This is a genomic window from Vibrio pomeroyi, assembly GCA_041879425.1.
GTDB classification, from domain to species: domain Bacteria; phylum Pseudomonadota; class Gammaproteobacteria; order Enterobacterales; family Vibrionaceae; genus Vibrio; species Vibrio pomeroyi_A.
In genome coordinates, this window is sequence record CP090854.1 from 3,126,416 (window position 1) to 3,145,958 (window position 19,543).

The following is a 19,543-nucleotide window of genomic DNA, read 5'->3' on the forward strand; positions in this document are numbered from 1 at the left end:
TTATTACCTTATCTTTCTACTAGGCCAAGCGTATGACGCAAAAGTGGACCTTTAAGTGGTGGAAGGTTATCTATTACGGCTAACCCAAGATTACGCCCAATGCGAGCGGTCATAAAATCGTTTGAGAACAGATGAACTAAGCTTGAAGTCAGCGTGATCGTTGCGTCTCTGTCTTGTTCTCTACGCTTTCTAAAGTTAACAAGACCATTGTAACGACCCACATCATCCAACTGGTGACATAACTCTTCTGCCAAGGAAGCCACATCTCGGATACCAAGGTTAAAGCCTTGCCCCGCAATTGGGTGGAGCGTTTGAGCGGCATTGCCAACAATAGCAAATCGATGAGAGATATTTTGCTGTCGATGACGAAGAATCAGTGGGTAACTAGCACGCTTGCCGACTTTCTCTAGTCGACCCAATCGCCAGCCAAAATCGTTCTGCAGCTGCTCAAGAAATTCGTTGTCGTTTAGCGTCATCACTTTTTGTGCTTGCTCTGGTGTCAAACACCAAACCAGCGATAAACGGTTGTCACTCATCGGTAATAGAGCAACTGGCCCATGGTGAGTAAAACGCTCAAATGCGCGACCTTGGTGAGGTTCACTCGCCACGATATTGGCAATCACAGCGACTTGCTCAAAGTCGTGCTCACTCAATGAGATATTGAGCTGTTGGCAACAGGTTGAGATAGCGCCATCGGCAGCAACCAATAACTTAGTCGTTATGGTTTGCCCACTTGTCAGTTCAATCGTCGTCAACGCTTCTTCACGTTCAACTTTACTGACAGACTCAGGGCAAAGCATGGTAATTGCCGCTTCTGATTCAAGTTTCTGTTGATAGATTCGCCCCACATCGGCTAACTCGACCACGTAGCCAAGCGCATCTACAGCAAGCTCTTCACTGTAGATGTCTGTCATTCCGGCATGTCCTCTATCCGAAACATGGATATCTTTAATCGGGGTCGCTACTGGAGCGATAGATTGCCACAACTGCAAAGAATCCAGGATCTGCACCGTGCCATAGGACAAAGCAATCGAACGAGAATCAAACCCTGGATGAGCTTGATGATCAACCTGATAAGGCTCCACTACCGCAATCGACAATGAACCTTGGCTTAGGTGATTCAAAGCAAGGGCTAAGGTTGCCCCTGCCATTGCGCCACCAGCAATTACAACATCATACTGAGCCATCATAACCTCAAACCGGCCAACTAATTAATGAATGGTTGGCGCCGCATCTTCAGATGGGCGTGCACCGAATTCAGCATGAATCGTTAGTGCACACGCTTTTACGTGCTCAATAACGTGTTCTAGAAGTTGTGCTTGCTCTTCCAGATCATCTTCTTCATCAATGCCTAGCTTCGCCATCTCTTCAAGATCCGCCAACGCTTCTTTGGTGCCTTCAGACGCTTTGTTCAATTGAGCCCCAACAAGCCCCAAACCAGAAATGAAATGGTTAATCCAATCAGACACACCATCAGCAAGATCAAACACGCTCGCGCTTGCATCTTCATCCGGCAGTAACATAGACAGTTCCATACCTGAGCCTGTGATTTCACTGGTTGTAACTTTCAATGTTGCTTCCGCTAGCGTTAGCGCGCGATCTGGCCAGCCCATGCCTTCATTGGTGTAATCGAAGATCAGTGGTTGCCAGCTTTTATCTGCAAGGTTTAAGCCTCCGCTTAACATACCCGTTAATAAACCATGCATCTCAGCAGGGGTTACGGCTAGACTTGCCGATTGAAGTTCAGTCGCAACCGTTAGGTAGTCAGGTAAAGTAGTTTCGCTCATCAGATAGCTCGCTCAGTTATTCTTTATATCGATAGTATAATCGTAACACTTCACCCCAATTCTGGTAAGCATCGATCCCCAGCAATTGAAGGATGACTGACTATCAATTGTTCAATTTGCTGAATTACTGTGTGCTCAAGCTCTCATTTACAAACAGTCACTCTGAAAAGCTTGAATCTTAATAGCGGTTTACCTATAGTTTCTCCCTCAGAGGAGATTGCTTCCTCATCGGTACTTGCACTTTTTCTTTCTCAAAAAATGGCGAAGGGCAACAGCCTTAAAATAGCGCGTTAAAGAGTTCATCCATCATGAGTAATCAAGCGGTAGACGTTGAAATATTAGGAAAACTGACTCGAGTGAATTGTCCACCAGGGCAAGAAGAGTCATTGATTGCAGCGGCGGCCGATCTTGATAATCGATTGAAAGAGATGGCTGAACGTACTAAGGTAACCAATGAAGTGAAGCTGCTAACGATCGCAGCTCTGAATATTTGTTATGAGCTACAAACCAAGAAGTTTGAAGCAAACGACGAACAAAACGCACTGACCGAGCGAATGGAACAGCTCACGACATCACTTTCAGATGTCCTCAGTAAAGTTAAGCACGGACAGCAATAGCGTACACAAAATTTACCCTGGAGTGTTTGTCAGAGGATTCACGTCCCCGAGCCGATAAGCAATCCCTAAGGGTTAGTACTTGAGTGCTATTGAGCATGCTCGGTCCGCCGAGAAGCCTACGGTAATCATTGCTGATCCGCCTTGAACTCGCTGGTTCAAGGGCCATCTATTCTCAACGGCACTTTGGGGTATCCCTTCTTATGAAGACGCTCACACGCAGCGAATTTCGCAAACAGATCCGTATCAAGCGCAATGCCTTATCTGGCGACCAACAAACTCAATCCGGTATAGACTTAGTTAAGCAGTGTTCTCAACTCAATGAGATTCAGTCTGCTCAGCATATCGCTCTTTATATTTCCATTGATGGCGAACTCGATACCCAGCCTTTAATCGAATGGTTATGGGCGCAAGGTAAGCAAACTTATTTACCAGTATTGCACCCCTTCTCTGCCGGACACCTGCTATTTCTGCACTACTCGCCAACAACACCGACGGTCTTGAATAAATACGGTATTGTCGAACCTCAGCTCAATCAGATGCTGGTTAAACCTTGCCAGCAACTCGACCTTATTCTTACGCCCCTTGTCGGCTTTGACTCTCAAGGGCATCGCTTAGGCATGGGCGGCGGATATTACGATCGCACCTTGGCGAAGTGGTTCGAGACGGGCAATGGCGCAACACCTATTGGCCTTGCTCACGATTGCCAACATGTCGATCGCTTACCAATTGAAGGTTGGGACATTCCGTTGCCTAAAATCGTGACTCCGAGTAAAACTTGGCAATGGGAAAACAACCATTAAAGCGCTATAATCGCGCCGCAAACGTTAACCTCGATACCAAACGTTAACTTCAATACGCGAACGATTAATTCAAAGCGCAAGACCTTATTCAGGAGAATGGCATGACTCAAGATGAAATGAAAAAAGCAGCTGGCTGGGCAGCACTTCAATATGTTGAAGAAGGCAGCATTGTAGGTGTAGGTACTGGCTCAACAGTAAATCACTTCATCGACGCACTTGGCACAATGAAAGACAAAATCAAAGGTGCGGTTTCAAGCTCTGTAGCCTCTACTGAAAAACTAGAAGCACTAGAAATCAAAGTGTATGAGTGTAACGATGTCGCTAAGCTAGACATCTATGTTGATGGCGCAGATGAAATCAACCCAACTCGCGACATGATCAAAGGCGGCGGTGCTGCTCTGACTCGTGAAAAAATCGTAGCGGCTATCTCTGATAAGTTTGTGTGTATTGTTGACGGCACTAAAGCAGTCGATGTGTTGGGTAAATTCCCACTGCCTGTTGAAGTGATTCCAATGGCGCGTTCATACGTTGCACGTGAACTAGTAAAGCTTGGTGGTGACCCAGTTTACCGCGAAGGTTGCACAACTGATAACGGCAACATGATCCTAGACGTGTACGGCATGGCGATCGAAAACCCGAAACAACTAGAAGATATCATCAATGGTATCGCTGGTGTGGTAACGGTTGGTCTGTTCGCTCACCGTGGTGCTGATGTGGTTATCACTGGCACACCAGAAGGTGCAAAAATCGAAGAATAAATAATAGAAGATTGAGTTTTTCTGTTACTTCATTACATACGGTGCTCAAGGGCGCCGTTTTTTTTGCTTTATACCTGTAAAATTATGTCTTATTCCGTAATTTTCTTACCCAAAACATTTTTTTTTTGTTACTTTATTGTTCAGAAGACGCACAGGGAAAACGTTTGTCTCCTAACAAAGTGGTGAATTTGTTCCCCTTTCAGCCATTTTGTAGCACGTGCGCCGCATTTGCCCAACCTTTCCATTTTAAGGACGAGAACAATGGCCAAAGTTTCACTGGAAAAAGAAAAAATAAAAATTCTACTTCTAGAAGGTCTTCACCCTTCTTCTGTAGAAGTACTGCAAGCTGCTGGTTACACAAATATTGAGTACCACAAAGGCTCGCTACCGGAAGATGAACTTCTTGAAGCAGTTAAAGATGCTCACTTCATTGGTATCCGTTCTCGCACAAACATCTCCCAAGAAGTGATTGATGCGGCTGAAAAGCTGGTTGCGGTTGGTTGTTTCTGTATTGGTACTAACCAAGTCAACCTTCAAGCAGCAGCAAAGCGCGGCATCCCTGTGTTCAATGCACCATTCTCAAACACTCGAAGTGTTGCTGAGCTAGTTCTTGGTCAGGTTCTATTGCTACTTCGTGGCATTCCAGAAAAGAACGCTCTTGCGCACCGTGGCATTTGGAAAAAGAGTGCAGACAACTCTTACGAGGCTCGTGGTAAGCGTTTAGGTATTATTGGTTACGGTCACATTGGTACTCAACTGGGTATTATTGCGGAAAACCTTGGTATGCGCGTTTACTTCTACGACATCGAAAACAAGCTATCTTTGGGTAACGCAACACAAGTTCATACCATGACTGAACTGTTGAATAAGTGTGATGTGATCTCTTTACACGTCCCTGAAACCAACGAAACTAAGAACATGATGGATAAAGAAGAGTTCGAGCGCATGAAGCCTGGTTCTATCTTTATCAACGCAGCGCGTGGCACAGTGGTAGACATTCCAGCTCTGTGTGGCGCTCTAGATTCTGGTCACCTTGCAGGTGCAGCGATCGACGTTTTCCCAACAGAACCAAAAACCAATGCAGACCCGTTTGAGTCGCCATTGATGCAGTTCGACAACGTGATTCTTACGCCTCACGTAGGTGGTTCAACTCAGGAAGCGCAAGAGAACATCGGTGTTGAAGTGGCTGGCAAGCTAGCGAAATACTCAGATAACGGTTCTACGCTATCAAGTGTTAACTTCCCAGAGGTATCTCTACCGCTACACACGGGCACGTCTCGTTTGCTGCACATTCACGAAAACCGCCCTGGTATCCTAACTCAGATTAACACCATCTTCGCTGAAGAAGGCATCAACATCGCGGGTCAGTACCTACAGACTGCAGCTGATATGGGTTATGTAGTTATCGATGTAGAAGCAGATCGTTCAGAAGAAGCACTGCTTAAACTGAAAGAGATCGAAGGCACAATCCGTGCTCGTCTACTTCACTAATCATCGAACTCGATATTAGTAAAAACAAAAGGGCTCTCATGATGAGAGCCTTTTTAGTATTTGGCCTATCGTAGGTAATTAGATCATCATGATCCAAAAGCCTCTATAGCACTGTCATTACTCTTCGATCTGGTAGATCACATTAACGCGATCGCGAATGGTGATCGTTGAGTCTTCATAAGAGTTCGACTCTGTTCTCGCATCCATCGCCATTGAACGCATTAGCACAGGCTGAGAAGATTGTGCGTTGTAATCGACACGCCAAACATCACCTAGCTCACGCTCAAAACCACTCGCTAATGATTTCGCTTTCGAGCGCGCATCCTTGATGGCTTCTAAACGCGCTTGTTCTTGATACTTAGCTTGATCACGAACTTGAAGCTGAATGTTGTCGATCTGATTAATGCCTTCTCCAATCGCAATATCCATGTACTCATTAAGATTAGCTAGCTCATTCACTTGAACGGTCACATTACGTGAAGCGCGGTAGCCTACCAATTCTGGTTTACCATCTTTTGGATAGTGATATTGAGGAGATAGGTACAGGTTAGAGCTGTGTACGCTCGTCTCATCGACACCGGCTTGATGCAGTTTATTGAGAAAGCCAGTCACTACTTTATCAACGGTATTTTTAGCTTGTTCAGCAGTCATCGTCGATTCCACGACTCTAACAGAGAATGTCGCCATATCTGGTGTTGCGATCACTTCACCGTAGCCCGTCGTTGAAATATGCGGGAAGGATGGAGAGTCAGCCAATGATGGAAAACTCACAGCACTCAACGCTGCAGTAAGAGTAAGAGACGTTGCTAACATCTTTGGTGCAAACTTCATTAGGTAGACCTGTGCTAAACAAATGTACTTTCATCATAGAGCAATTTGCCGTTTAGCCAATCCTGGTGCCGAACTTCTAACAGAACTTTGACGCTGAAAAAACCAACAATTTACTGAGGTAAGTGGTTGTGAGCAAAACCTAATATCGCTTGAGATATCTCTTTGAGTACCCCACTTTCAAGCTGCCAGTGGTGCCAATAGATACGATAAGACAACAAAAAACCGGGCGTAATATCGATCAATACACCGGACTCTAGCTCATCGATGATCTGCAACCGAGGGATCAAGCAATAGGCAACACCTGACAACGCTAAACGCACAAATGCTTCCGAGCTGCCGACTGTGTGATTGATTACGCTGTCCCTTGGTACGTTAAAGTGATCGTGCAGAAACTTCTTATGCAGATCATCGTATTGGTCATAAGAAACCGCCGGTGCCTTGCTTAATGTGGCATAGTTTACGCCTTCAGAAAAATATCGCTGATGGAAGTCAGGGCTCGCCACACACACATAATCCATCCTGCCAAGATAGTCAGCACTGCAACCGGGGATCGCTTGAGACTCTAAACTGATTGCACCAGCAACCTCACCACTTTTAATCTTATCAATGGTTCTCGCTTCACCATGAATCGCGAGGTTCAGTTCCACTTGGCGAGACTTCATCACATCCGATAATGCAGGCAACAACCATGTCGCTAAGCTATCTGCATTGGTAGCAATAGAGATTGATAAAGGTTGGGCGCTATCTTCGTTCATCAACTCTGGCACCAGTTCATGCTCTAACAAACGAACCCGGCGATACAAACCCAATAACTTTTTCCCTGCAGGAGTCGGCCTAGGCGGGTTTTCTCTCACCAAAGCAGGCTGAGCTAACCACTTTTCTAGCTGTTTGATGCGTTGAGACACCGCAGACTGGGAGATGTATAACTGCTCCGCAGCCCTTTCGAAGCTACGTTGTTTCACCACAGCATCCAGTGCTTCTATCCATTTATAATCCAATCCACGCATCAATTCGATTCCTTTTTAAGCTAACTTAACCCTACATTAGCAACTCTAATAATAGATTAAAATCATTAATTATACTTATTCTAAGGGTCGGAGTATCTTCGCCATATAGCACGTAAATATCGTTAAATAAGTGGAGGTTAAAATGAGTTTTTGGGTTTTATTACAAGGTTTTGGTCTAGGGGCAAGCATGATTATCCCTATTGGCGCTCAGAATGCGTACGTCCTAAATCAAGGAATAAAGCGCAACCACCATTTAACCACAGCGACAATTTGTAGCCTGCTCGACACTCTGTTTATCTCATTGGGTATTTTTGGTGGCGGTGCGATTCTGTCGCAAAATGAATTGCTACTCACCTCAGTGACGTTAGGCGGTATCGCTTTTCTAACCGTGTATGGTTTGTTATCACTGCGCAGTGCCTTTAAAGCGCGCTCAAGCGAGGAGTCAAAAGGAGAGATACTGGCTCGTGGTAAGCGCACCGTTATTTTGGGCGCCTTGGCGGTGACAGTATTAAACCCACACCTATATTTGGATACGGTGGTGATTCTTGGTTCGATTGGCGGACAGTTTGAAGGTAACGACAGAATTGCTTTTGCTATGGGAACCATCTTGGCTTCATTTGTTTGGTTTTACTCTCTGTCACTGGGCGCAGCAAAGCTAGGCCCAACGCTATCTAAACCGAAGGTTAAGAAAGGCATTGATATCGCAGTAGCGACCATGATGTTCGCTATTGCTGCTGTGCTTACCAATGGACTGATCGAGCAATACTGGTAATCACTTAAAGAACAGAGGCTACCAACCAAGCCAGAGATGCCATGAGTGACTCATTGATATAATGAATTAAGCTAGAATGACCCGAATTTTGTTGTTCAGTTCACTCAACGCAGCTTCAAGGCTTGGTTCAGGTTGGCTCAAGTGATTTATCAAGGTCATGAAATAGCTATCCATAATCAATGGCATTTTTTCAGAAATAGAAGCATCGACATTAACCGTCTGAAAGAGTGCCTGATCAAAGGTACGATAATAGTCTAAATCCCAAATGACCTCTTTGAGTAACGCTCGACTTAACTCAACATTATCAAAATAATAGCGATAGTAGTGTTCAATCAGCGAGATACCTACATCCACAGCACGTTTATCTTGCTCAGCCGCTAACACCTCCTGACCAATCTTTTCCAACTGCGATAGCATCCCTTCTCGAAGAATCGTCAGCTTGGTTTCAAAATGACTAAACACCGTGCCATCTGCCACACCCGCGTGACGAGCGATCTGGCGAGTTGTGGTGTTGTCATAACCATTTTCCCCAAACAACTCCCAAGCAGACGCTAAGATCTTCTGTTTCGTTATCTCTCTCTTACTCACGAAAATACACCCTTCTCAAATCAAGCTTGATCATACTCTTAGTGCTCTAATTTGACAAATTGAGCGCGCTCAATTATAAAAAATGAGCATGCTCATTTTAACTTTGGAGATACGGACATGATGAAGATATTAAACCGACTGGGACAAGTGCTGATTTTTCTGCCCACGATATTTTGCTTCTCTTACCTACTTCGACCACTACTGATGATGATTTTGATTCCTGGCGGTTTATGTTTATTGGCTATTTTGGGAGGACAAGAAGTAAGAAAGCCCTTATATGCGATGTTGAAAGCATCGTTGTGGCCAACGTCGAGTAGAACGCGAAATAAGGAGATACAAAGAAAAGAAGCTAAACAGTGATAACAACGAACAGGATTAGTGATATTGAAAATAACAAAAAAGGCGGAAAACCTAAGTTATCCGCCTTTCGTTATAAAAGCTTACCGCTGTAAAAGCCGATTAAAGAATTAAGCTTCTACTTTATTCATGTGCACATCCATTTGTGGGAATGGAATTTCGATACCTTCTTTATCCAAGCCTTCTTTTATTGCTTGCATCAGGTCGAAGTAAACATTCCAGTACTCTGCAGTGCTAACCCATGGGCGAACCACGAAGTTAACTGAAGAGTCAGCAAGTGTGTGAACACCCACTTGAACGCCTGGTTCTTTCAATACGCGCTCATCAGATTCACAGATCTTAGTCAGAAGTTCTTTGGTCTTTTGTAGATCAGCACCGTAAGAAACACCGATCATTAGGTCGATACGACGTGTGTCATGACGTGAGTAGTTCGTGATTGGGCTACCGATAACGCTGCCGTTTGGTACCACAACCATTTTGTTGTCAGGTGTTGTTAGAACAGTTTGGAAGATTTGAATTGAATCAACTGAACCCGCTACACCACCGATTTCCACGTAGTCGCCAGACTTGAATGGACGGAACGCAACAATAAGTACACCAGCAGCAAAGTTAGATAGTGAGCCTTGTAGAGCCAGACCGATAGCTAAACCAGCCGCACCAATTACAGCAACGACAGATGCTGTTTGAACACCTAAGCGACCAAGAGCTGCAATTAGAACAATAACAAATAACAAGTAACGAACTAAGCCATGGATAAACTCGACAACCGCTCGGTCCATTTTCTTCTTCTGAAGAACCTTAGACACGCTATTCGCTACTGCTTTAACGATTAAGTTACCAATAAATAGAATAACGAGCGCAGAAATAATGTTTACACCGTATTGAATAAACAAATCTGAGTTATCCGTTAACCATTGTTCTGCATTTGAAAGACCATCCACAAGCGGGGTCTCAATCGTTGTAGAACTCTCAGCCATAATGTGCATCCTCTATGTAATATGCTATGAGCTAAACTGCCTTAAGCCAAACCTACCAAACAACAAAGCAAACAGTTTAATTTCTGTTAAGTCATTGTGTTAAAAGTAAATTCAAGCCAAGTCCTTTTTTATAAACTGAACCAAGTCCAGTTTTTCGGCACGATATCCTATCTTTGACAGATTGCAAAGTCATATTTATGTAAGCTTTTGAAATAATAAAACTTACTGATAAACACAAATACCGATAACTAAAAGACTACGAAATTTATTCACCGCACGCTAGGTTTTTCACATAATTAATACAAGTTTTTATCAGACATAAAAAAACCCGCTCAATGAGCGGGTTTTTAAAACTTAAAGAGTACTTAATTCAAAGAATTATAGTACGTCTACAGCGTTAAGGTCAGCAAATGCTTTCTCTAGACGAGCAACCATTGAAGCTTGACCAGCACGTAGCCATACGCGTGGATCGTAGTACTTCTTGTTTGGAGCAGCTTCGCCAGTTGGGTTGCCGATTTGACCTTGTAGGAAATCGAAGTTGTCAGCAGAGTACTGACGGATACCGTCCCAAGTTGCCCATTGTGTATCAGTATCGATGTTCATTTTGATAACACCGTAGCCGATAGACTCTTGGATTTCTGCTTCAGAAGAACCAGAACCACCGTGGAATACGAAGTTTAGAGCGTTAGGTGCGATACCGAACTTCTCTGCACAGTATGCTTGAGAATCACGTAGGATAGTTGGAGTAAGTACAACGTTACCAGCTTGGTAAACACCGTGTACGTTACCGAAAGAAGCAGCGATAGTGAAACGTGGGCTAACAGCCATTAGTTTCTCGTATGCGTATGCTACGTCTTCTGGAGAAGTGTAAAGCTCAGATGCGTCCATATCAGAGTTATCTACGCCGTCTTCTTCACCACCAGTACAACCAAGTTCGATCTCGATTGTCATGTTCATTTTAGCCATGCGCTCTAGGTACTTAGCACATGTTTCGATGTTCTCTTCTAGAGACTCTTCAGAAAGGTCTAGCATGTGAGAAGAGAATAGAGGCTTACCAGTTTGTGCGAAGAACTCTTCACCAGCGTCTAGTAGACCGTCGATCCATGGAAGAAGTTTCTTAGCAGCGTGGTCAGTATGTAGAATAACTGGAACACCGTAAGCTTCAGCTACAGCGTGTACGTATTTTGCACCAGCTACAGCGCCAAGAACTTGTGCGCCTTGACCTTCAAGTTTAACGCCTTTACCTGCGAAGAATGCAGCGCCACCGTTAGAGAACTGAACAACTACTGGAGCTTTAACTTTAGCAGCTGCTTCTAGTACTGCGTTTACAGAGTCAGTACCAACAACGTTTACAGCAGGAAGAGCAAATTTGTTTTCTTTTGCTACTTCAAATACTTTCTGTACGTCATCGCCAGAAATCACACCAGGTTTTACAAAATCGAAGATCTTAGACATGGAAATAGTCCTATTTATTCTATCGTTTTAAGATTAAAAAACTTAAGTTCAAAAACTTGCAATCGTTTGCTCACAACTTATGCCATTCTAGCAAAAAAGTGTGATATGCAGCAAACGTTAAAAGGCGAGATTCGCATCTCGCCTTTCTAAATCAATTATGCTTTAGCACGCTCTTCAAGCATTGCTACTGCAGGAAGTACTTTACCTTCAACGAACTCAAGGAAAGCGCCGCCGCCAGTAGAGATGTAAGAAACGTCAGCTTTGATACCGAACTTGTCGATAGCTGCTAGCGTGTCACCACCACCTGCTACTGAGAAACCTGCAGACTCAGCGATTGCTTTAGAGATACCCGCTGTACCCGCTTCGAAGTTTTTGAATTCGAATACGCCTACAGGGCCGTTCCAAAGGATAGTTTTTGCGTTGCCGATGATTTCAGCTAGTGCAGCAGTTGAATCTGGGCCAAGGTCGAAGATCATGTCGTCGTCTTGTACTTCAGAAACGTGCTTGATTTCAGCTTCTGCGTTTTCGTCGAATGCTTTAGCACATGCAACGTCAGTCGCTACTGGAATAGCACACTCTTTCATTAGCTTCTGAGCCGTTTCAACTAGGTCAGCTTCGTATAGAGACTTACCTACGTTGTGGCCTTCAGCTGCGATGAATGTGTTCGCGATACCACCACCAACAACAAGTTGGTCAGCGATTTTAGATAGAGACTCAAGAACTGTTAGCTTAGTCGATACTTTAGAACCACCAACGATAGCAACTAGCGGACGCTCTGGGTTATCCATTGCTTTGCCAAGAGCTTCAAGCTCAGCAGCAAGAAGAGGACCTGCACATGCTACAGGAGCGTGAGTACCAACACCGTGAGTAGATGCTTGTGCACGGTGAGCTGTACCGAATGCGTCCATCACGAAGATGTCACATAGCGCAGCGTACTGCTTAGAAAGTGCTTCTTCGTTCTTCTTCTCACCTTCGTTGAAACGAACATTTTCAAGAACAACTAGTTCACCAGCGTTTAGCTCTAGGCCGTTTAGGTAATCTTTAGCTAGTTTAACTTCGCAGTCTAGTGCGTCGTTTAGGTAGTTAACTACAGGAGCTAGAGAGAACTCTTCGTTGTATTCGCCTTCAGTAGGACGACCAAGGTGAGAAGTAACCATTACTTTTGCACCAGCTTCTAGGCAAAGCTTGATAGTTGGTAGAGATGCTAGGATACGTGCATCTGAAGTTACTTTACCGTCTTTTACTGGTACGTTTAGGTCAGCACGGATAAATACGCGTTTACCTGCAAGTTCCAGGTCAGTCATCTTGATCACAGACATGATTTGTCCTCTCAAATTTAAATAAAAATAAAGTTTTGGAAACTCAGCAACCCTGCTAAGCCTATAAATTATTCAACTGGTAATTCTTTAACTACTCGTAATATGTGGACACTTAGCATTTATTTCAAGCTAAAAAATAAATAATCCGCACATTTGCTTCTAGGTCTTACTTCTTGCCTTCAGAAGCTTGCATTGCGAGAACCGTATCCAGCATTCGGTTCGCAAAGCCCCATTCATTGTCACACCACACTAGCATTTTTACTAAGTGGCCGTTGCTCACTCGAGTTTGTGAACCATCGACGATTGCGCTATGGGGATCGTGATTAAAGTCGATGGAAACGAGCGGCGCTTCAGTATAGTCAACTATATTGTGTAATGTACACTGGGACGCATTAACAATGGTTTGATTTACGTCATTAACTTTCACATTTGTATTAATTGTGACACTTAAATCCATCGCTGTTACGTTTACCGTTGGTACACGCACAGATATCGCTTCGAACTTGTTAGAAAATTTCGGGAAGATTCTTTCAATACCTTTATGCAATTTGGTATCGACAGGAATGATGGATTGGCTCGCAGCTCGAGTACGGCGAAGGTCGCTGTGGTACGCATCAATCACTTGTTGATCATTCATTGAAGAGTGAATCGTTGTGATAGTACCGGACTCGATGCCAAAGGCGTCATCAAGAACCTTAATGATAGGAACAATACAGTTGGTGGTGCATGAACCGTTGGAAACGATTCGATGGTCTGCCTCGATGGTATCGTGATTCACGCCATAGATAATGGTGTTATCAAGATCATTAGCACCAGGATGTGAAAACAGTACCTTTTTCGCCCCAGCAGCTATGTGCGCTAGGCCGTCAGCTCGGCAACCGTAAACACCGGTACAGTCGAGTACAATATCCACCTCAAGATCACGCCAAGGCAACAACTCGATATCAGCAAGGTGCAAGATACGAATCGTGTCAAAATCACCTTTATCTTCCGCACCAATGCCGTGATGGACATAGATGTGCTCTTGGTCGTTGGAGATCTTCTTACCGAAGCGGCCGTGACTGGTGTCGTACTGCAATAGGTGAGCCATAGCGTCAGGCTGAGCAAGCTCATTGACAGCTACTACTTTGATTTGTTGGCTTTTGCCACTTTCATAAACAGCGCGTAACACATTACGCCCTATTCTTCCAAATCCGTTTATCGCGACTTTTAGCATAGTTCCGTACATCTAACCAAAATTTCGTGCAACAGATGATAACTGAATCCTACCCAAAAGGCATTACTTGAATAACTCAGCCTACTTAGGACAGATTGATCTGCTGCGTATAAAGATGAGTCTAGGAGAAAACAAACCCCAGATACAAAAAACCGAGCTCAGCGCTCGGTTTTTTCTTTCATTTAACAGTTAGCACAAGGCCATCAGTCAATGATTAAGCAAGAAGCTCTTTCGCTGTGTTTACTACGTTTTCAGTAGTGAAACCGAACATCTTGAATAGCTCGCCTGCTGGTGCAGATTCGCCGAATGTTGTCATGCCAATGATCTTGCCACCGAAACCAACGTACTTGTACCAGAAGTCAGCGATCCCAGCTTCTACTGCGATACGCGCAGTCACGTCAGATGGAAGTACAGACTCACGGTATTCAGCGTCTTGCTTGTCAAACGCGTCAGTTGCAGGCATAGATACTACACGTACTTTCTTGCCTTCAGCTGTTAGTTCAGCAGCAGCTTCAACTGCAAGTTCAACTTCAGAACCTGTTGCAATGATGATTAGCTCTGGCTTGCCTTCACAATCTTTCAGGATGTAACCACCCTTAGCGATGTTAGCGACTTGCTCAGCGTCACGATCTTGTTGTGCAAGGTTTTGACGAGAGAAGATTAGCGATGAAGGACCATCTTTACGTTCAATAGCCAGTTTCCAAGCCACTGCAGATTCAACTTGGTCACATGGACGCCATGTGCTCATGTTTGGAGTCAGACGTAGAGAAGCGATTTGCTCAACCGGTTGGTGAGTAGGACCATCTTCGCCTAGGCCGATAGAGTCGTGCGTGTAAACTTGGATGTTCTGAACTTTCATCAGAGCAGCCATGCGCATTGCGTTACGAGCGTATTCCATGAACATTAGGAACGTTGCGCCGTATGGTACGAAACCACCGTGCAAAGCGATACCGTTCATGATAGCCGTCATACCGAATTCACGTACACCGTAGTGGATGTAGTTGCCAGAGAAGTCAGTTGCTTCAAGAGACTTAGAACCAGACCACATAGTTAGGTTAGAAGGCGCAAGGTCAGCAGAGCCGCCCATGAATTCTGGAAGCATTTGACCAAACGCTTCTAGTGCGTTTTGAGATGCTTTACGTGAAGCGATGTTTGCTGGGTTAGCTTGAAGATCAGCAATGATTGCGTTTGCTTTCTCTTCCCACTCAGCTGGAAGTTCACCGTTAGTACGACGTTTGAATTCTACAGCTAGCTCAGGGTAAGCCGCTGCGTATGCGTCAAACTTAGCATTCCAAGCAGCTTCTTTTGCTGCGCCTGCTTCTTTCGCATTCCACTCAGCTGCGATATCAGCCGGGATTTCGAAAGGACCGTGTTCCCAACCCAATGCTGCTTTAGTTGCTGTGATTTCATCAGCGCCTAGTGGAGCACCGTGACAGTCGTGTGTACCTGCTTTGTTTGGAGAACCAAAACCGATGATAGTTTTAGTACAAATAAGCGTTGGACGAGGATCCGCTTTAGCCGCTTCAATTGCAGCGTTGATAGCATCAGAATCGTGACCATCTACCGCTGGGATTACGTGCCAGCCGTATGCTTCAAAACGCTTAGGTGTATCGTCAGAGAACCAACCTTCAACTTCACCATCGATAGAGATGCCGTTGTCATCCCAGAAAGCAACCAGCTTACCAAGACCTAGCGTACCTGCTAGAGAACATGCTTCGTGAGAGATACCTTCCATCAGACAGCCATCACCCATGAATGCATAAGTGTAGTGGTCTACGATGTCGTGGCCTTCTTTGTTGAACTGTGCAGCCAGTGCTTTCTCAGCCATTGCCATACCAACAGCGTTAGTGATGCCTTGACCTAGAGGACCGGTCGTTGTCTCGATACCAGGAGCGTAACCGTACTCTGGGTGACCAGGAGTCTTAGAGTGCAGTTGACGGAAGTTTTTAAGGTCTTCAATTGAAAGCTCGTAACCTGCAAGGTGAAGCAGAGAGTAAATCAGCATTGAACCATGGCCGTTAGACAGGATAAAACGGTCGCGGTCAGCCCACTCTGGGTTTGCTGGGTTGTGGTTCAAGTGGCCACGCCAAAGAACTTCAGCGATGTCAGCCATGCCCATAGGTGCGCCTGGGTGGCCTGAATTTGCTTGTTGAACACCGTCCATGCTAAGTGCGCGGATTGCATTGGCTAGATCTTTACGAGAAGGCATGTCTGCTCCTGGATACATAAGCGATTTAAAAAAGAGATTGATGCTAAAGTTTTCATTTTTATTAGCGCGGGTATTCTCTCAAACGACTATAGCGACTGCAAACGTTTTACTGGCATTTTAACGGTCATTTTTCGCAATTTTCGAACATTTACATCACTTAGCAACGGCTCATCTCAAACGATACGCAAACGTTTAGTTATGACATATCATAAAAAAGAGCTTGTAATTCGACCGCTGGAATTTAGAATAGCCGTCTAGATGTAGAAACACCTACAAAATATACTGTATTTAATGGCGGCGCTTCCTAGCTTGCGACGCCATAAAACTATTTACACCAAAACCTAAAAGTGGAGCTCTCATGGCTAAGCACCTATTCACTTCTGAATCTGTTTCAGAAGGCCATCCAGATAAAATTGCAGACCAAATCTCTGATGCTGTTCTTGATGCCATCTTGGAACAAGATCCAAAAGCACGTGTTGCTTGTGAGACTTACGTAAAAACCGGCATGGTTATGGTTGGCGGTGAAGTAACAACGTCTGCATGGGTTGATATCGAAGAAATCACTCGTGAAACAGTACGTGAAATTGGTTACGTTCATTCTGATATGGGCTTTGACGCTGACTCTTGTGCCGTTCTAAACACAATTGGTAAGCAGTCTCCAGACATCAACCAAGGTGTTGATAAAGCAGACCCTAAAGAGCAAGGCGCTGGCGACCAAGGCATCATGTTTGGTTACGCGACTAACGAAACACCGATCCTAATGCCTGCTCCAATTACTTACTCTCACCTTCTTGTTAAGAAGCAAGCTGAAGTACGTAAGAGCGGTAAGCTTGACTTCCTTCGTCCAGATGCGAAATCTCAAGTAACATTCCAGTACGACCAAGGCAAGATCGTTGGTATCGATGCTGTTGTTCTTTCTACTCAACACTGTGATTCAGTAACAACTCCGGATCTACGTGAAGCGGTAATGGAAGAGATCATCAAGCCAGTACTTCCTTCTGAGTGGATCAACAAAGACACTAACTTCTTCATCAACCCAACAGGCCGTTTCGTAATCGGTGGCCCAATGGGTGACTGTGGTCTAACAGGTCGTAAGATCATCGTTGATACCTACGGCGGCGCAGCTCGTCACGGTGGCGGTGCATTCTCTGGTAAAGATCCATCAAAAGTTGACCGTTCTGCAGCTTACGCAGCACGTTACGTGGCGAAAAACATCGTTGCTGCTGGCATGGCTGACCGTTGTGAGATTCAACTGTCTTACGCTATCGGTGTTGCAGATCCAACATCTATCATGGTTGAAACGTTTGGTACTGAAAAAGTAGCTCACGAAATCATCATTGAAGCAGTTCGTCAAAACTTCGACCTACGTCCATACGGTCTTCAAGAAATGCTAAATCTTCTTCAGCCTATCTACAAGCAGACTGCAGCATACGGCCACTTCGGTCGTGAAGAATTCCCTTGGGAAGCGACTGACAAAGCAGCAATCCTTGCAAACTTCGCTGGCCTAAAATAATTTAGCCACTGCGATTTGTTTCTTTAAAGCCCTTACTGCTTAGTAAGGGCTTTATTTTTATGTACTTACCGAACTTTCACTCGCTACTCCTTTCTCTAACGCCCTTCTTTACCGTTAACCACTAAGTATAAAAAGCCGCCGATAATTTGTGTTTTCTAACACTACTGACAATAGTTAAGGTAACTCCTAGGCGATCAAGCTCACATTTAACTTAAATTAATTCAGTCTGATAACGCTCGTTAAATGCACGCTAGAACAAAAACTGGGATGACAAAGAGCAATTTAGCTCAACACCATAACTCTCACACAAGTCACACCGATGAGCCTTATGGAATTATAACTAGGACGTTATTTAACTAGGGGGATCTATGCCTCGTACCGCGCACCCATCCGAACTGAACGATAAAAAACACAAGGTCAGCGATAAGGATTACGCTCGCACCATTCCTTGCAACCAAATCAGTATTTCCGCACCCTTTCATTGGTTGTCGCTTGCTCTGCATGACTTAGTAAGAATGCCATTAATCAGTGCATTTTACGGTTTGTGCTTTATGGGAGCGGCAATCGCCATAGTTCAACTTGTCCAATGGCAAGGAACACACTTGGTGGTGATGCCGAGCTTGATTGTGTACATGCTTATAGGGCCTTTCCTTGCTCTGGGCCTGTATGACGCAGCCTGGGAAAGAGAAAAAGGACACAACGCCAGCCTACTGCACTCCATGAAAGCCATCACTCGTAACTCAACCCACCAATGGGCCTTTGCGATTGTATTAATGGTCGCGATGATATTTTGGATGCGTATCGCCGCTCTGTTGCATGCTTTGTATCCATCTGTACAAGGTGCTCCATTAGCTGAATTTGCTCCCTTCCTGATCACGGGTTCTGTGATTGGATTCGTTATCGCTAGCCTAATATTCAGCATCTCAGCGTTTTCTATCCCATTGATGATGGAGAGACGCGTGGATGTGATGAGCGCAATCTTCACTAGCTTCAATGCAGTGAAATCCAACATCCCTGCAATGGTGGTGTGGGCAAGTATTATTTGTGCCGGTATTCTGGTGGGCTTCGCGACCTACGGCATTGGTATGATCGTCACCATGCCGCTACTTGGTTACGGTACATGGCATGCCTACCACGAAATAATCAAGAAGAATCACCACCTATAAATTATCGCCAGAATAACGAGCAATGTTATGATTAGGCCTTAGCTTAAACGCTGAGGCCTTTTTTTGGAGTTAACAACGTTTGTCTTACACGCCACAACAACATCGAGCAAATAAGAAATTGGCTGAGTGCCTAGCTATCGCTAATCAACATTTCTCTCGTGAATTCCCATGCCCAACCATCACTTACAAGTTAAGAGGCAAAGCTGCGGGAAAGGCCTACCTGCAGCTCAATGAAATTAAGCTCAACCATGTACTCTTCGCCGAGAATGAAGATGCCTTCATTAACGAGGTGGTGCCTCATGAACTGGCACATCTGATCACCCATCAAGTATTTGGACGAGTGAGACCTCACGGGAATGAGTGGAAATACGTGATGGAAAAGGTATTCAATGTACCAGCCAAAACAACCCACAGTTTTGAGATAACCTCAGTGCAAGGTAAGACCTTTGAGTACCGCTGCGACTGCACGGTTTACCCACTTTCGATTAGACGTCACAACAAGGTATTACGTAACCAATCAAGCTATCGTTGCCAACAGTGCAGTCAAACCTTGGCCTTTACTGGCAAGCAACTCAGCTAACATCTGATCACTCGCTCGTGTTCAATTGAGTGACTAGCCCACTTCTCTTCAGAGAATTGCACTCCATTGAGTAGACGATTGAAATGTAATGGAGAAATCT

18 protein-coding genes and 1 other RNA gene are annotated in these 19,543 nt (G+C 44.7%); 9 read left to right on the forward strand and 10 right to left on the reverse strand.

The window, feature by feature from the left end:
* Window positions 1–8 precede the first annotated feature (8 nt).
* Window positions 9–1,187, reverse strand: a complete 1,179-nt coding sequence (gene ubiH / locus L0992_13640; GenBank protein XGB68739.1) for a 2-octaprenyl-6-methoxyphenyl hydroxylase — start codon at window positions 1,185–1,187, stop codon at window positions 9–11.
* 24 nt (window positions 1,188–1,211) lie between these two features.
* Window positions 1,212–1,787, reverse strand: coding sequence for a YecA family protein (locus tag L0992_13645; protein ID XGB66742.1), 576 nt, complete (start codon window positions 1,785–1,787; stop codon window positions 1,212–1,214).
* Between the two features lie 308 nt (window positions 1,788–2,095).
* Here L0992_13645 and zapA point away from each other — a divergent pair, with 308 nt between their 5' ends.
* From zapA to serA, 5 genes are all read left to right on the forward strand, one after another.
* Window positions 2,096–2,404: a cell division protein ZapA gene (gene zapA / locus L0992_13650; GenBank protein ID XGB66743.1), complete on the forward strand. Its 309-nt coding sequence runs from the start codon at window positions 2,096–2,098 to the stop codon at window positions 2,402–2,404.
* 11 nt (window positions 2,405–2,415) lie between these two features.
* A non-coding RNA gene (gene ssrS, locus L0992_13655) (6S RNA) lies at window positions 2,416–2,598 on the forward strand.
* Window positions 2,599–2,604: 6 nt separating this feature from the next.
* Window positions 2,605–3,204: a 5-formyltetrahydrofolate cyclo-ligase gene (locus L0992_13660; GenBank protein XGB66744.1), complete on the forward strand. Its 600-nt coding sequence runs from the start codon at window positions 2,605–2,607 to the stop codon at window positions 3,202–3,204.
* A gap of 101 nt (window positions 3,205–3,305) precedes the next feature.
* Window positions 3,306–3,962 carry a ribose-5-phosphate isomerase RpiA gene (gene rpiA / locus L0992_13665; protein ID XGB66745.1) on the forward strand — a complete coding sequence of 219 codons (657 nt, stop codon included), beginning with the start codon at window positions 3,306–3,308 and terminating at the stop codon, window positions 3,960–3,962.
* A gap of 261 nt (window positions 3,963–4,223) precedes the next feature.
* Window positions 4,224–5,453: a phosphoglycerate dehydrogenase gene (gene serA / locus L0992_13670; protein XGB66746.1), complete on the forward strand. Its 1,230-nt coding sequence runs from the start codon at window positions 4,224–4,226 to the stop codon at window positions 5,451–5,453.
* A 117-nt stretch (window positions 5,454–5,570) separates the two neighbouring features.
* Here the strand turns inward: serA and L0992_13675 are convergent, their stop codons facing one another.
* Window positions 5,571–6,284 (reverse strand): oxidative stress defense protein, encoded by a 714-nt coding sequence (locus L0992_13675; GenBank protein XGB66747.1) that lies wholly within the window; start codon window positions 6,282–6,284, stop codon window positions 5,571–5,573.
* A gap of 110 nt (window positions 6,285–6,394) precedes the next feature.
* Window positions 6,395–7,291: a LysR family transcriptional regulator ArgP gene (locus tag L0992_13680; GenBank protein ID XGB66748.1), complete on the reverse strand. Its 897-nt coding sequence runs from the start codon at window positions 7,289–7,291 to the stop codon at window positions 6,395–6,397.
* Between the two features lie 142 nt (window positions 7,292–7,433).
* Here L0992_13680 and L0992_13685 point away from each other — a divergent pair, with 142 nt between their 5' ends.
* Window positions 7,434–8,063, forward strand: coding sequence for a LysE/ArgO family amino acid transporter (locus tag L0992_13685; protein ID XGB66749.1), 630 nt, complete (start codon window positions 7,434–7,436; stop codon window positions 8,061–8,063).
* 66 nt (window positions 8,064–8,129) lie between these two features.
* Here the strand turns inward: L0992_13685 and L0992_13690 are convergent, their stop codons facing one another.
* The 6 genes from L0992_13690 to tkt all read right to left on the reverse strand — a co-directional run bounded on the left by L0992_13690 (window position 8,130) and on the right by tkt (window position 16,184).
* The gene (locus L0992_13690) at window positions 8,130–8,651 is read right to left on the reverse strand and encodes a TetR/AcrR family transcriptional regulator (protein XGB66750.1); all 522 of its coding nucleotides are present in this window, start codon (window positions 8,649–8,651) and stop codon (window positions 8,130–8,132) included.
* A 467-nt stretch (window positions 8,652–9,118) separates the two neighbouring features.
* On the reverse strand, window positions 9,119–9,985 hold the full coding sequence (gene mscS / locus L0992_13695; protein ID XGB66751.1) for a small-conductance mechanosensitive channel MscS: 867 nt from the start codon (window positions 9,983–9,985) through the stop codon (window positions 9,119–9,121).
* 378 nt (window positions 9,986–10,363) lie between these two features.
* Window positions 10,364–11,440, reverse strand: a complete 1,077-nt coding sequence (gene fbaA / locus L0992_13700) for a class II fructose-bisphosphate aldolase (GenBank protein XGB66752.1) — start codon at window positions 11,438–11,440, stop codon at window positions 10,364–10,366.
* Window positions 11,441–11,595: 155 nt separating this feature from the next.
* Window positions 11,596–12,759: a phosphoglycerate kinase gene (locus tag L0992_13705; GenBank protein XGB66753.1), complete on the reverse strand. Its 1,164-nt coding sequence runs from the start codon at window positions 12,757–12,759 to the stop codon at window positions 11,596–11,598.
* A 166-nt stretch (window positions 12,760–12,925) separates the two neighbouring features.
* The gene (epd, locus tag L0992_13710) at window positions 12,926–13,975 is read right to left on the reverse strand and encodes an erythrose-4-phosphate dehydrogenase (protein ID XGB66754.1); all 1,050 of its coding nucleotides are present in this window, start codon (window positions 13,973–13,975) and stop codon (window positions 12,926–12,928) included.
* A gap of 214 nt (window positions 13,976–14,189) precedes the next feature.
* The gene (tkt, locus tag L0992_13715) at window positions 14,190–16,184 is read right to left on the reverse strand and encodes a transketolase (protein ID XGB66755.1); all 1,995 of its coding nucleotides are present in this window, start codon (window positions 16,182–16,184) and stop codon (window positions 14,190–14,192) included.
* A gap of 358 nt (window positions 16,185–16,542) precedes the next feature.
* Here tkt and metK point away from each other — a divergent pair, with 358 nt between their 5' ends.
* The 3 genes from metK (at window position 16,543) to L0992_13730 (ending at window position 19,443) form a co-directional block, all read left to right on the forward strand.
* Entirely contained in the window at window positions 16,543–17,697 is a 1,155-nt protein-coding gene (gene metK / locus L0992_13720; protein XGB66756.1) for a methionine adenosyltransferase, read from the forward strand.
* Between the two features lie 368 nt (window positions 17,698–18,065).
* Window positions 18,066–18,863 carry a DUF2189 domain-containing protein gene (locus L0992_13725; GenBank protein ID XGB66757.1) on the forward strand — a complete coding sequence of 266 codons (798 nt, stop codon included), beginning with the start codon at window positions 18,066–18,068 and terminating at the stop codon, window positions 18,861–18,863.
* 79 nt (window positions 18,864–18,942) lie between these two features.
* A complete protein-coding gene (locus L0992_13730; GenBank protein ID XGB66758.1) occupies window positions 18,943–19,443 on the forward strand; it encodes a SprT family zinc-dependent metalloprotease in 501 nt (166 codons plus the stop codon).
* Window positions 19,444–19,543 lie beyond the last annotated feature (100 nt).

What these genes read in the sequence shown, in the direction of transcription:
- ubiH (XGB68739.1), bottom strand. Translation starts at nt 1,187, where the DNA reads ATGGCTCAGTATGATGTTGTAATTGCTGGTGGCGCAATGGCAGGGGCA.
- L0992_13645 (XGB66742.1), bottom strand. Translation starts at nt 1,787, where the DNA reads ATGAGCGAAACTACTTTACCTGACTACCTAACGGTTGCGACTGAACTT.
- zapA (XGB66743.1), top strand. Translation starts at nt 2,096, where the DNA reads ATGAGTAATCAAGCGGTAGACGTTGAAATATTAGGAAAACTGACTCGA.
- L0992_13660 (XGB66744.1), top strand. Translation starts at nt 2,605, where the DNA reads ATGAAGACGCTCACACGCAGCGAATTTCGCAAACAGATCCGTATCAAG.
- rpiA (XGB66745.1), top strand. Translation starts at nt 3,306, where the DNA reads ATGACTCAAGATGAAATGAAAAAAGCAGCTGGCTGGGCAGCACTTCAA.
- serA (XGB66746.1), top strand. Translation starts at nt 4,224, where the DNA reads ATGGCCAAAGTTTCACTGGAAAAAGAAAAAATAAAAATTCTACTTCTA.
- L0992_13675 (XGB66747.1), bottom strand. Translation starts at nt 6,284, where the DNA reads ATGAAGTTTGCACCAAAGATGTTAGCAACGTCTCTTACTCTTACTGCA.
- L0992_13680 (XGB66748.1), bottom strand. Translation starts at nt 7,291, where the DNA reads ATGCGTGGATTGGATTATAAATGGATAGAAGCACTGGATGCTGTGGTG.
- L0992_13685 (XGB66749.1), top strand. Translation starts at nt 7,434, where the DNA reads ATGAGTTTTTGGGTTTTATTACAAGGTTTTGGTCTAGGGGCAAGCATG.
- mscS (XGB66751.1), bottom strand. Translation starts at nt 9,985, where the DNA reads ATGGCTGAGAGTTCTACAACGATTGAGACCCCGCTTGTGGATGGTCTT.
- fbaA (XGB66752.1), bottom strand. Translation starts at nt 11,440, where the DNA reads ATGTCTAAGATCTTCGATTTTGTAAAACCTGGTGTGATTTCTGGCGAT.
- L0992_13705 (XGB66753.1), bottom strand. Translation starts at nt 12,759, where the DNA reads ATGTCTGTGATCAAGATGACTGACCTGGAACTTGCAGGTAAACGCGTA.
- epd (XGB66754.1), bottom strand. Translation starts at nt 13,975, where the DNA reads ATGCTAAAAGTCGCGATAAACGGATTTGGAAGAATAGGGCGTAATGTG.
- tkt (XGB66755.1), bottom strand. Translation starts at nt 16,184, where the DNA reads ATGCCTTCTCGTAAAGATCTAGCCAATGCAATCCGCGCACTTAGCATG.
- metK (XGB66756.1), top strand. Translation starts at nt 16,543, where the DNA reads ATGGCTAAGCACCTATTCACTTCTGAATCTGTTTCAGAAGGCCATCCA.
- L0992_13725 (XGB66757.1), top strand. Translation starts at nt 18,066, where the DNA reads ATGCCTCGTACCGCGCACCCATCCGAACTGAACGATAAAAAACACAAG.